The organism is Serratia sp. L9 (assembly GCF_050632285.1).
Lineage (GTDB): Bacteria > Pseudomonadota > Gammaproteobacteria > Enterobacterales > Enterobacteriaceae > Chania.
The window spans coordinates 5,672,949-5,684,278 of record NZ_CP192591.1 but is presented as its reverse complement, the minus strand read 5'-3'; the positions used below and the strand labels follow the sequence as shown (position 1 = coordinate 5,684,278).

The following is an 11,330-nucleotide window of genomic DNA, read 5'->3' as shown; positions in this document are numbered from 1 at the left end:
TCACTCTAAAGCATTTGAGAATGATTCTTATATCAATAATATTTATCGTTATCAATCATCCTGTGATACAATTTTTCAATCATTCACACCTAATTCCATCATTTTCTTAACGGTTATTTTACCTTAATGAACCTGTCTCCTACGCCAAAACCCATTGCAATTAGTAATGATTCTCCTTCAAACTGGCCGCTGGCATTTTGTGCCGGATTATTGGGTATTGGGCAAAACGGCTTGCTGGTGGCATTGCCGGTGTTGGTTAGCATGACCCACCTGTCGCTGTCGGTGTGGGCGGGGTTATTAACGCTGGGTTCGATGCTGTTCCTGGTGGGTTCCTCCTGGTGGGGGCGACAAGCGGAACTGCGTGGCTGTAAATACGTGGTCATTATGGCTTTAGCGGGGTACCTGCTCAGTTTTGCCTTGCTGGCTTTGGCAGTCTGGGGGCTGGCAGCCGGTTGGTTACCAGAAATAGCCGGGCTTGGCGGATTGATCGTGGCGCGCATTATCTACGGTCTGACGGTTTCAGGCATGGTGCCAGCCAGCCAGACCTGGGCGCTGCAGCGCGCTGGTTATGAGCAACGGATGGCGGCGCTGGCCACCATCAGTTCTGGCCTGAGCTGTGGCCGCCTGCTTGGCCCGCTGTGTGCGGCATTGGCGCTGTCTCTGCACCCGATGGCACCGCTGTGGCTGATGGCTATCGCCCCGTTGATTGCGTTGTTGGTGATCTGCCGCCAGCATAATGATCCCCCTTACCGGCGGTAGCCCATCAGCAAAATCGCCTGCGGCTGTCGATGATGCCTTATCTGCTATGCGCGTTACTGCTGGCGGCCGCTGTCAGCCTGATGCAATTAGGTTTGGCTCCGCATTTGATGCAACTGTTCAGCCATTCGGCAACCACCGTCAGCCACCACGTGGCGATACTGCTCAGCGTGGCGGCGGGTTGCACGCTGCTGGCCCAATTCCTGGTGGTGCGCCCACAGCGTTTGGCTCCACCACAATTGCTGATGCTGGCAGCGCTATTGATGATGGCTGGCCTGGGGTTGATGTGTACCATGCCGCTGGCGCTGTTTTACCTTGGCTGTGCGCTGGCATCCTTTGGTGCCGCGATGGCCACGCCGGGTTATCAACTGATGCTGAACGATAAGCTGTCTACAGGTAAAGGGGCGGGGGCGATCGCCACCAGCCATACTCTGGGATACGGCGTGAGTGCACTGATGGTGCCGGTGGTAGCAAAATTTTACGGTGAGTCGCAGTTGGTTGCGGCGGCACTGGTAGCGGCCATCCTGCTGGGTGGTGTGAGCAGTTGGCTATGGCGTCAGCACAGAGTGGCAGACATTGCGCGGGAGAGTCGGTGATATGTCCGCAAGCTATCGAATTTTTGATATTTCCTTGAAGTACAAACAAAATATTTCCCCCTCGCTGGTGCGCTGTGTGTTTACCGGCCCAGAGGTGCATCGTATGAAGCTGGAGGCGCCGGATCAGCGTATCAAGCTGCTGTTCCCGGTGGGGAGAGGGCCGTGCCAGCCATTGGAAAACAGCGAAGACTGGCATCGTAATTACCTGGCGATAGCGAAAGAGCAGCGGCCGGTAATGCGCACCTATACGTTGCGTGCTCTGCGTAGCGAAGATAATGAGATGGACGTGGAGTTTGTGCTCCATGGCGTCAACGGCCCAGCCTCTGCCTGGGCAACCCACGCCGTAGCGGGGGACAAATTGCAGGCCGTGGCACCGAATGCCGATTTTGGCGCAGACAGCGGCGGTTATGAGTGGGCTCCTCCTGAGCAAACACAACAGGCGCTGCTGATTGCCGATGAAACGGCGCTGCCAGCGGCGATGGGCATTCTGGAGCAACTCGCACAGCAGGCCAACCCCCGCGCGTGCAGGCTTTTTTTGAGGTGCCGGTGGCGGGTGATTGCCTGGATATGGCGGAATTCCCGTTTGCCGAGATTTACTGGCTACCCCGCGATGTTGGGCATCAACAGTTGCATGGGACGCTGTTGGTGGAAGCGGTGCGTCAGCGGGTTAATATTCCTGCCTCGGCGAAGGCCGAAGCGCAGTCGCTGGCAGAAAAAGCCTGGGTGGGAATTTATTGTGGGAACGTGCCGAAGGTGCCAAAACCTTTTATGCCTGGGTGGCGGCGGAGTCTTCGGTGGTGAAAAACCTGCGTCGATATCTGATTGGCGAATGTGAACTGGACCGTTCTACGGTGAACTTTATGGCCTACTGGTGTTAATAACCCGCTTCAAATTGATGGCGCACCGCCACGATCACGACGGTCGTGCCATAGAAGTGATAGCGCACCAGATAGCCGCTGTGACCAAATGCGACAGGCGATTGGCGAAATTGGAGAAGTCGCTGCTCCATCGGGTGGCCAGCCTGCGGTGGCAGAGCTAAATGACGCGCATTATGCTATCGAGCTATTGCCTTCCAGATTGAACACTGGCAGCCGCTTTGGCTGCTGTGCTATGTTCCGCTGAAACAAAAGTTACAGCAGGAGTAGCGATGAAGCAGATTGATGAGCGCCTGCGCAGTGAGTACCCGCAGTTGGCCCCTCAAGAGCAACGGGTTGCCGACTTTATCTTCGATCATTTTGGCGATCTGATCAGCTATAACAGTGCTGAGCTGGCACGCCTGAGTGGGGTGTCCAAAGCCACGGTCAGTCGTTTGTTCAAGCGTTTGGGTTATGCCAGTTATCGTGCGATGCGTGATGAACTGCGCACCTTGCGCCAAAGCGGTATACCACTGACCGACAAGTGCGATGCAGTACAGGACAACACCTTGCTGGCCCGCCATTATCAGCAGGAAATGGCCAACCTGACGTACTGGGTGAACCAGATTGATGCCGCAGAGTTCGGTGCGATTATCGCTGCTCTGGGGCAATCCCGGCGGGTGATGTTATTGGGGATGCGCAACAGTTACCCGGTAGCGATGCATCTGCGTCAGCAATTAATGCAGGTTCGTGAACAGGTATGGCTGTTACCGCAACCGGGCCAGACCTTGGCCGAAGACCTGGTGGATCTGGATCGGCAGGATATGGTGATTGTGGTGGCGTTCCGCCGACGGCCACGGTTGCTGCGAGCGGTATTAACGCAGTTGCAGGCTCAGCAGGTACCCACCTTATTGATCTGCGAGCCACAAGCCCAGGCGCTGATGCCGTTGGCCCGCTGGCATCTGGAAGCACCGCTTGATAGCGTCTCGGCTTTTGACAGTTATGCCAGCGCCATGAGTTTGGCGAGCTTGCTGAGTAATGCGTTATTGCATGAAATGCTGTCGCAAGGGCGGCAGCGCATTCACCAAATCGCCGACCTGTTTAGCGAACTGGAGGAACTGGAACTGCGTTGAGGCTCGGGTTGCCCGAGCCAGTTTGGTTATCGTCCCATCTTCTTACCCGTTTCCCCCTTGATCTTGACGCTACTTCAGGACGAGAGTTGATGCCTTGGATTGATACAATGGTTGCAGATTATCAATTTAAGAATCTTTTGTTTCATCAATCGGCACTTGGCGATAATCTACCCGTACCAAAAATAATCCATGACGTTGTGTGTGCCCCGCCAGCCGCTGACGCAGCAATTTCGTAACTAAGTTATTAAGTTGACAAGGAATAAGCATGCTAGATATCAACCAATTCGATCAGATTAACCCCCGCACCGCCTGTTGATGGGGCCTGGACCGATCAATGCCGATCCACGTGTGCTGCGTGCCATGTCCAGCCAGTTGATTGGTCAGTACGATCCGGCAATGACCGGTTATATGAATCAGGTTATGGAGTTATACCGCGCACTGTTCCGCACGCAGAATCGCTGGACAATGCTGGTGGACGGCACTTCTCGCGCCGGTATTGAGGCGATGCTGGTATCCGCTATCCGGCCCGGCGATAAAGTGTTGATACCGGTGTTTGGCCGTTTTGGCCATTTGCTGTGTGAAATTGCCCGCCGTTGCCGCGCTGAAGTACATACCCTCGACGTGCCCTGGGGTCAGGTATTCAGCGCCGATCAGATTGAAGATGCGATCAAGAAAGTGCGGCCACGCCTGTTGCTGACGGTACAGGGCGATACTTCCACCACCATGCTGCAGCCGCTGGCAGAGTTGGGTGATATCTGCCGTCGCCACGGCGTGCTGTTTTATACTGATGCCACCGCCTCTTTTGCCGGTAACGAATTGAAAACCGATGCCTGGGGGTTGGACGCGGTCTCTGCGGGGCTGCAAAAATGCCTCGGTGGCCCTTCCGGCAGTGCTCCAATAACGCTCAGCCCGCAGTTTGAAGAGGTTATTCGCCGCCGTAAGTGTGTTGAGGAGGGGATCCGCACCGTCGATCATGCGGACGGTGATGATGAGATGATCTATTCCAACTATTTCGATCTGGGCATGATCATGGATTACTGGGGACCAGAGCGGCTGAATCACCATACGGAAGCCACCAGCATGCTATTTGCTGCGCGTGAATGCGCCAGGGTGATCCTGGAAGAAGGACTGGATAACACTATTGCCCGTCATAGGCTGCACGGTGCTGCGTTGTTGGCCGGGATCCAGGGGATGGGGCTGGGGGTATTCGGCGATCTTGATAACCGGATGAACAACGTGCTGGGCGTGGTGATCCCGCAGGGCGTGCATGGTGAGCAGGTGCGCCAGATGATGCTGAATGATTTCGCCATCGAGATCGGGACTTCGTTTGGCCCGCTACAGGGCAAAATCTGGCGGATTGGCACCATGGGATATAACGCCCGCAAAGATTGCGTGCTGCAAACCTTGGCTGCGCTGGAAGCCGTGCTGAACCGCCTTGGTTTTGCCAGCCAACAGGGGAAGCCTTACAGGCCGCATGGAACATTTACGACGTTGAGCAGGGTTAATCTCAACCCAGGGGGCCTTGGCCCCTGGAAGCATTAATCGTGACGCAGAAAACTGTCCGCATCACGCCAGGCAGGGAAGGCGGTGCGGTAGGTTTGCAAGGTTTCCAGTGAAAGCTCGGCATCCAGTCTGGCGGCCTGGCCGGGTTCTGCACTGGCCAGTCGTTCCCCCTGCGGGCTGACGATCAGGCTGTCACCGCGGTAACTCAGACCATTGCCGTCTTCACCTACGCGGTTGCAACCCGCCACGTAAACCTGATTCTCAATTGCCCGTGCCGCCAGCAGTGTCTGCCAATGCATGCTGCGCGGAGCAGGCCAGTTGGCGACGTACAGCGCCAGATCGTAATCCTGCTGATAGCGTGACCATACCGGAAAGCGAAGGTCATAACAGATTTGCGGCAGGATGCGCCAGCCGCGCCATTCGAAGATGGTCCGCTGTTTCCCGGCCTGGTAATGCAAGTGTTCACCGGCCATGCGGAACAGATGCCGCTTGTCGTAGAAATGGACTTTGCCGCCGGGTTCCACCAGGAGGAAACGGTTGACCGCACCCTCGGGGGTTTTCAGCGCGACGCTACCGCCAACCAGTGCGTTGGTTTTCACCGCCCAGGTATGCAGCCAGTCGATAACCTGCTGCACCGGCAGCGCGCTTTCACCGGCATCCATGGCAAAACCGGTAGTGAACATTTCTGGCAGCACGATCAGGTCGCGGCCGGTAATAGCCGGCAGCAAGGCATCGAACTGGCGCAGGTTAGCTTCACCCTGGCGCCAGACCAGCGGTTGCTGCAACAGGGTAATTTTTAGAGTCGACATAATCGCTCCGCAGCGGTATCCAGCGTGGCATCCTGTTTGGCGAAGCACAGCCGGATCAATTTATGGGGGAAAGGATCGGCACAGAAGACGGAAAGCGGGATCGCCGCCACGCCTGCGTGCTCGGTCAGCCAATGGCAGAAGGCAACGTCATCCAGATCGGAAATAGCGCTGTAATCGGCCAATAAGAAGTATGTCCCTTCACAGGGCAAAATTTCCAGCCTGCTTTTGGCCAGCGCCTGCACAAAGCGGTCGCGTTTGGCACGGTAAAACGTCGGTAGTTGCTGCCAGTGCTCTGGCTCATTACGCAACATATCGGCCAGTGCCAGCTGTGCCGGCGTATTGACCGAAAAGGTCAGATACTGGTGAACCTTACGCACTTCGGTGCTCAACGCGGCTGGGGCCACGCAGTAACCCACTTTCCAGCCGGTCATATGGAAAGTTTTACCAAATGAAGAAACTGCGATCGCCCGCTGACGTAATTGCGGGTGGGCCAGCACGCTGGCATGTCCCCCTTTGGCAAAGCAAATGTGTTCGTAAACTTCATCACTCAGGATATAGATTTCCTGCTCGGCAACGGCAGCCCACAGTTGCTGCATATCGTCGGCAGACCAGGCGGTGGCTGATGGGTTTTGCGGGGTATTGAGAATAACTAATCGGGTGCGTGGAGAGAGCTGCTCGGCAAACTGTTGCCAATCCACCCTGAAGGTCGGTGGCCGCAACGCAATACGCTTGAGAACGCCGCCGGAAAGCTGTACCGCCGGGGCATAGCTGTCATAGCTGGGATCGAAGCAGATCACTTCGTCACCTGGGCGTACCAGGGCGCTGATCGCGGCAAACAATGCTTCGGTGGCTCCGGCAGTGACGGTCACTTCGCTGTTGGCATCCGGTTGCCAGCCGTAAAGTTGGGCGGTTTTTTCTGCAATGGCTTCGCGCAACGGGGCTGCACCGGTCATGGGGGCATATTGGTTGGCGCCCTGGCTGACATGCCAGCTCAGGCGTTGTTTCAAATACTCCGGGCCATCAAAATCTGGAAACCCTTGCGACAGGTTGATCGCCTGATGACGCTGTGCCAGAGCGCTCATCTGCGTGAAGATAGTGGTGCCAAGGGTGGGTAACTTACTGGCTGGCGTTGGTGCTACGGTGCTCATATCAGGCTAATTCTCCTGGCGCTTATGTTGCCAACAATATAACACGATGTTAAGGTTTGGCAATCAAGACGTTTAGATGGCTATCCTTGTCGCCTTTCACGCTACAGCGTTGTTACCTGCACTGACTTGCCTCAGTCACCTACCTGAGTAAGCTCCAGGGGATAAGTCAGCTGGGTGCCTGGCTGTAGCTCGAAATGCACAGAGGATGTATCGGTTACATATAATCAACAGCTCACGGCCAGGAAACGAAGAGAATGACGGAATACCCGCAGCTATCTGCCTTATTGGCGGCCTGCCACTGGATTGGTGAAAAAGGCTGGTGCCCGGCGACCGGTGGCAATATGTCGCTGCGCCTTGACGAACAGCAATGCCTGGTGACCGAATCCGGCAAAGACAAAGGCAGCTTGAGCGAGCAGGATTTCCTGCTGGTGGAGATGGCGGCCAACCATGTTCCCAGCGGCCGCACTCCTTCAGCGGAAACGGGCCTGCATACGCTGATCTATCGTTTATATCCGCAGGTCGGAGCGATCCTGCATACCCATTCGGTTAATGCTACCGTGCTTTCCCGCGTAGAGAAAAGCCAGGCGCTGGTGCTGCAAGGGTTTGAAATGCAAAAGACCCTCAGTGGGCAGAGCAGTCATCTCGATAGCGTCAGTATTCCCATTTTTGACAATGATCAGGATATTCCTGCATTGGCTGCCCGCGTGGCGGCTTTTGCCGAGGTAACGCCATTACAGTATGGTTTTCTGGTGCGTGGGCACGGTCTGTATTGCTGGGGCACGCAGGTGGCCCAAGCACGCCGTCACCTTGAAGGGCTGGAGTTCCTGTTCCAGTGTGAACTGCAACGTCGCCTACTGGAGGCTAAATGATCCGCGCGATTGTGACCGATATTGAAGGCACCACCAGCGATATCCGCTTTGTCCATCAGGTGCTGTTCCCCTACGCGCGTGAGCGGCTGGCGGCATTTGTCCGCAGCCACTGTCAGGATGCCGAAGTTGCGGCCCCGCTGGCGGCATTGCGTGCAGAGATAACCGAACCGAAGGCCGATAACGAACGGCTTATTAACGTGCTTTATCGTTTTATGGATGAGGACCGCAAATCTACCGCGCTGAAAGCGTTACAGGGCATCATTTGGCGCACAGGCTACCAGAACGGCGACTTTCAGGGGCATCTTTACCCGGAAGTGGCCGGGCAGTTGGCCGCCTGGCAGCAGCAAGGGGTAAAGCTATACGTTTATTCTTCGGGTTCGGTTGAAGCGCAAAAACTGTTGTTTGGTTATAGCGAAGCGGGGGATTTGCAGCCGTTATTGAGCGGTTACTTTGATACGCATGTGGGTGCCAAGCGTGAAACCGCATCCTACCGGAATATTGCCGAAGCGATAGACCTGGCCCCGGGAGAATTGCTGTTCCTTTCCGATATTCATCAGGAATTGGACGCCGCGCAGGCTGCCGGCTGGCATACGTGCCAACTGATCCGTGATGCTGGCGATGCGCAGAGCCAGCACCGGCAGGTTAACCGTTTTGATCACATCGATTTAGGGGAGTTTGTCTGATGAGTGAGTTGACCATTTTCAGCGTTCAAAAGCCTCAGCAGCCGCTGTGGCAGAGCAGGGAAGCGCAGGCTATCCAGCAGCAACTGGCGCAGATTGGTGTGCGCTTCGAACGTTGGCAGGCGGATTGCGAATTGGGCAATAATCCACAACCAGAAGCGGTGATCGCCGCCTATCAGCATGAAATCGACCGGTTGGTGGCGGAAAAGGGCTATCAGAGTTGGGATGTGATCAGCATGCGCCCAGATAACGCCCAGCGCGAAGTGTTGAGAGAGAAATTTCTCGCCGAGCATACACACGGCGAAGATGAGGTGCGCTTTTTTGTCTCTGGGGCGGGGCTATTCTGCCTGCATCTGGAAGATAAGATTTTCCAGATCTTGTGCGAGAGAAACGACCTGATCTCGGTGCCAGCCAACACCCGCCACTGGTTTGATATGGGGTCGGCACCCAATTTTACCGCGATCCGCGTATTTGATAATCCGGAAGGCTGGGTGGCTCACTTCACCGGTGACAAGATTGCCGAGGCTTATCCGAGGCTCGATTGAGCCTGGCCCTCGGCCATCGCAACAGGTTATGCCAGGGCCCGTTGAAAAATACCGCCAGCCACCTGTTCTGGCGTGATCACACCGCTGTCCAGCACCCAACCGCTGATTAATGCTGCGGGCGTAACGTCGAATGCCGGGTTATAGGCCGGAGCTCCTGCCGGAGCCCATTGGCAGGCACCAAAGCTGCCGCTGACACCGGTGACTTCTGCGGCTGCCCGCTGTTCAATCGGAATGGCCGCCCCGTTTGGGCAATGAGGATCGTGGGTGGTGTGCGGCGCGGCAACGTAAAACGGGAGGTGGTGATAATGGGCCAGCACTGCCAGGCTGTATGTGCCAATTTTATTGGCTACGTCACCGTTGGCCGCAATGCGGTCTGCACCTACCCACACCGCATCGATCTGGCCGGCGGCCATCAGGCTGGCAGCCATCGAATCGCAAATCAGTTGATAAGGGATCCCCAACTCCCCCAGTTCCCAGGCTGTCAGGCGGCCTCCTTGCAGCAGAGGGCGAGTCTCATCGACCCAAACCTGGGCGATCTTCCCTTGCTGGTGTGCTCGCAGCAGAACACCAATAGCCGTTCCGACGCCCGCCGTTGCCAGCCCGCCGGTATTGCAGTGGGTCAGCAGGCGGCTGTTCGGCTTCACCCACTCGGCCCCGTTATCAGCGATGCGTTCGCACAGGTTGCGGTCTTCATCCACCAGGCGCAGAGCTTCTACCGCCATTGCGGTGACCCAATCCGGCTGTGCCAGCGCCTGCTTCATTCGATCCAGATTGTTCATCAGGTTGACCGCCGTAGGGCGTGCGGCACGTAAAGTTTGCAGCGCCTGTTCCAGCTCGGAACGGGGCAAACCCCGTTCGGCCAGCAAGGCCAATAACAGGCTGGCAGACAGCCCAATCAAGGGGGCACCCCGCACTCGCAGGGCGCGAATATGTTCAACCAGTTGCTCAACGCTGTCGCAAGGCAGCCAGCATTTTTCCTGCGGCAAGGCTTGCTGGTCGAGGATCCAAAACCGATTGTCTTTCAGAACCATGCTGGTGGTGTTAAGTGTTTGCATCGCTCGTTAAATCCTTGTGTCTTTCTTATTGCATCTGTGAAGTCATTCTGCCAACATGAAGTTCGGATGTATAGACGTCCAGACGCTTTTGTGTCTAAAAATAAAAATCATCGCTACGGGAAGAAACAGAGGGGTTGGGGGATGTCGCAATATCGTACGTTTACTGCTGCCGATGCCGTTGAATACGCGCGCCAATATGGGCAGGTGGCCGATCCGCAGGCACTGGTGAGTGCTGACGAGATTGGGGATGGCAATCTGAACCTGGTGTTTAAAATCCGCGATCGTGATGGCGTGAGCCAGGTGATCGTCAAACAGGCGCTGCCATACGTACGTTGTGTGGGGGAATCCTGGCCGCTGACGCTGGATCGGGCGCGTATCGAAGCAGAAACCCTGCGCATCCACGCGGCACTGTGCCCGCGCCACACGGTGCAGGTGCTACATCACGATCCAGAACTGGCGGTGATGGTGCAAGAAGATCTCTCTGACCATCACATCTGGCGCAGTGAGCTGGTGAAAGGGCGCTACTATCCGCTGGCCGCCGGGCAATTGGCGGAATACCTGGCGCAGACCCTGTTCTATACCTCTGATTTTTACCAGACCGCGCAGTTGAAAAAGGCCGAGGTCAGTCGCTTCACCAATCCAGAACTGTGCCAGATCACCGAAGATCTGTTTTTCACCGATCCTTATCAGGATCATGTGCGTAATCAGTTCGACCCGGCGTTATTGCCGCAGGTGCTTGAGCTGCGTAAAGATGCGGCGTTAAAATTGGCCGTTGCCGGGCTTAAGCATCGCTTTCTGAGCAAGGCTGAGGCGCTGTTGCACGGTGATATCCATAGTGGTTCGATTTTTGTAGCCGAAGGTAAACTGAAAGCGATTGATGCCGAGTTTGGTTTCTACGGGCCGATCGGCTTTGATATTGGGACTGCGCTGGGTAATCTGCTGCTGAATTATTGTGGTTTGCCGGGGCTGTTTGGCCCGCGAGATGCGGCCGCCGGGCGTGAGCAGCGGTTGCAGGATGTCCGTGAGCTATGGCTGATCTTTGCCGACCGCTTCCTGATGTTGTGCCACCAGTATAGCCGCGATGCGGCTCTGGCACTGCCAGGTTACGCTGAACAGTTCCTGCAGCAGGTCTGGGTGGATGCGATTGGTTATTGTGGAACAGAGCTGATTCGCCGCACTATCGGGTTGGCACATGTTGCCGATCTGGAGAGTATTACCGATCCTGAAATGCGTGCCGAATGCCAGCGTAGCGCGCTCAACCTGGGCCGTGCGTTGATCGTAAACGCCACACAAATCGCGCATATTGATGACTTGCTGGCACGTATCCGCCAACACGCTTGAAACCTGCCAGGTAAAAAGGGGCGATTTTCATCGCCCCTTTG

General features: G+C 56.1%; 9 protein-coding genes and 3 pseudogenes. 8 read left to right on the top strand and 4 right to left on the bottom strand.

Going from position 1 to position 11,330, the window contains the following annotated elements:
- Nucleotides 1-126 precede the first annotated feature (126 nt).
- Both ACQ86O_RS26975 and ACQ86O_RS26970 read left to right on the top strand, forming a co-directional pair.
- Nucleotides 127-1,352: pseudogene (locus ACQ86O_RS26975) on the top strand (MFS transporter).
- Between the two features lies 1 nt (nt 1,353).
- Nucleotides 1,354-2,230, top strand: a pseudogene (locus ACQ86O_RS26970) (siderophore-interacting protein).
- Here ACQ86O_RS26970 and ACQ86O_RS26965 read toward each other — a convergent pair.
- A complete protein-coding gene (locus ACQ86O_RS26965; protein WP_431225840.1) occupies nt 2,227-2,385 on the bottom strand; it encodes an addiction module toxin RelE in 159 nt (52 codons plus the stop codon). The pseudogene ACQ86O_RS26970 and the gene ACQ86O_RS26965 sit on opposite strands and share 4 nt — an antisense overlap.
- Before the next feature lie 114 nt (nt 2,386-2,499).
- Here ACQ86O_RS26965 and ACQ86O_RS26960 point away from each other — a divergent pair, with 114 nt between their 5' ends.
- Together ACQ86O_RS26960 and ACQ86O_RS26955 are read left to right on the top strand one after the other, a co-directional pair.
- On the top strand, nt 2,500-3,339 hold the full coding sequence (locus ACQ86O_RS26960) for a MurR/RpiR family transcriptional regulator (RefSeq protein ID WP_431223613.1): 840 nt from the start codon (nt 2,500-2,502) through the stop codon (nt 3,337-3,339).
- Between the two features lie 265 nt (nt 3,340-3,604).
- Nucleotides 3,605-4,844 (top strand): annotated as a pseudogene (locus ACQ86O_RS26955) (pyridoxal-phosphate-dependent aminotransferase family protein).
- Nucleotides 4,845-4,877: 33 nt separating this feature from the next.
- Here the strand turns inward: ACQ86O_RS26955 and ACQ86O_RS26950 are convergent.
- Complete coding sequence (locus ACQ86O_RS26950; RefSeq protein WP_431223612.1) at nt 4,878-5,651, bottom strand: amidohydrolase; 774 nt, start codon at nt 5,649-5,651, stop codon at nt 4,878-4,880.
- Nucleotides 5,639-6,799 carry a pyridoxal phosphate-dependent aminotransferase gene (locus tag ACQ86O_RS26945; RefSeq protein ID WP_431223611.1) on the bottom strand — a complete coding sequence of 387 codons (1,161 nt, stop codon included), beginning with the start codon at nt 6,797-6,799 and terminating at the stop codon, nt 5,639-5,641. The genes ACQ86O_RS26950 and ACQ86O_RS26945 overlap by 13 nt, the downstream gene beginning before the upstream one ends.
- 254 nt (nt 6,800-7,053) lie before the next feature.
- Here ACQ86O_RS26945 and ACQ86O_RS26940 point away from each other — a divergent pair, with 254 nt between their 5' ends.
- The 3 genes from ACQ86O_RS26940 to ACQ86O_RS26930 are packed head-to-tail and all read left to right on the top strand — an operon-like array spanning nt 7,054 to nt 8,893.
- Nucleotides 7,054-7,668 (top strand): methylthioribulose 1-phosphate dehydratase, encoded by a 615-nt coding sequence (locus ACQ86O_RS26940; RefSeq protein WP_431223610.1) that lies wholly within the window; start codon nt 7,054-7,056, stop codon nt 7,666-7,668.
- A complete protein-coding gene (gene mtnC, locus ACQ86O_RS26935) occupies nt 7,665-8,351 on the top strand; it encodes an acireductone synthase (protein ID WP_431223609.1) in 687 nt (228 codons plus the stop codon). The genes ACQ86O_RS26940 and mtnC overlap by 4 nt, the downstream gene beginning before the upstream one ends.
- Nucleotides 8,351-8,893 (top strand): 1,2-dihydroxy-3-keto-5-methylthiopentene dioxygenase, encoded by a 543-nt coding sequence (locus ACQ86O_RS26930; RefSeq protein ID WP_431223608.1) that lies wholly within the window; start codon nt 8,351-8,353, stop codon nt 8,891-8,893. Before mtnC ends, ACQ86O_RS26930 begins: the two co-directional genes overlap by 1 nt.
- Before the next feature lie 26 nt (nt 8,894-8,919).
- On the opposite strand, the gene mtnA is transcribed toward ACQ86O_RS26930, so the two are convergent.
- Nucleotides 8,920-9,948 (bottom strand): S-methyl-5-thioribose-1-phosphate isomerase, encoded by a 1,029-nt coding sequence (gene mtnA / locus ACQ86O_RS26925; protein ID WP_431223607.1) that lies wholly within the window; start codon nt 9,946-9,948, stop codon nt 8,920-8,922.
- A gap of 141 nt (nt 9,949-10,089) precedes the next feature.
- Between mtnA and mtnK the strand changes: the two genes are divergently transcribed.
- Nucleotides 10,090-11,289, top strand: a complete 1,200-nt coding sequence (gene mtnK / locus ACQ86O_RS26920; protein ID WP_431223606.1) for an S-methyl-5-thioribose kinase — start codon at nt 10,090-10,092, stop codon at nt 11,287-11,289.
- Nucleotides 11,290-11,330: the final 41 nt, after the last annotated feature.

What these genes read in the sequence shown, in the direction of transcription:
- ACQ86O_RS26960 (WP_431223613.1), top strand. Translation starts at nt 2,500, where the DNA reads ATGAAGCAGATTGATGAGCGCCTGCGCAGTGAGTACCCGCAGTTGGCC.
- ACQ86O_RS26950 (WP_431223612.1), bottom strand. Translation starts at nt 5,651, where the DNA reads ATGTCGACTCTAAAAATTACCCTGTTGCAGCAACCGCTGGTCTGGCGC.
- ACQ86O_RS26945 (WP_431223611.1), bottom strand. Translation starts at nt 6,799, where the DNA reads ATGAGCACCGTAGCACCAACGCCAGCCAGTAAGTTACCCACCCTTGGC.
- ACQ86O_RS26940 (WP_431223610.1), top strand. Translation starts at nt 7,054, where the DNA reads ATGACGGAATACCCGCAGCTATCTGCCTTATTGGCGGCCTGCCACTGG.
- mtnC (WP_431223609.1), top strand. Translation starts at nt 7,665, where the DNA reads ATGATCCGCGCGATTGTGACCGATATTGAAGGCACCACCAGCGATATC.
- ACQ86O_RS26930 (WP_431223608.1), top strand. Translation starts at nt 8,351, where the DNA reads ATGAGTGAGTTGACCATTTTCAGCGTTCAAAAGCCTCAGCAGCCGCTG.
- mtnA (WP_431223607.1), bottom strand. Translation starts at nt 9,948, where the DNA reads ATGCAAACACTTAACACCACCAGCATGGTTCTGAAAGACAATCGGTTT.
- mtnK (WP_431223606.1), top strand. Translation starts at nt 10,090, where the DNA reads ATGTCGCAATATCGTACGTTTACTGCTGCCGATGCCGTTGAATACGCG.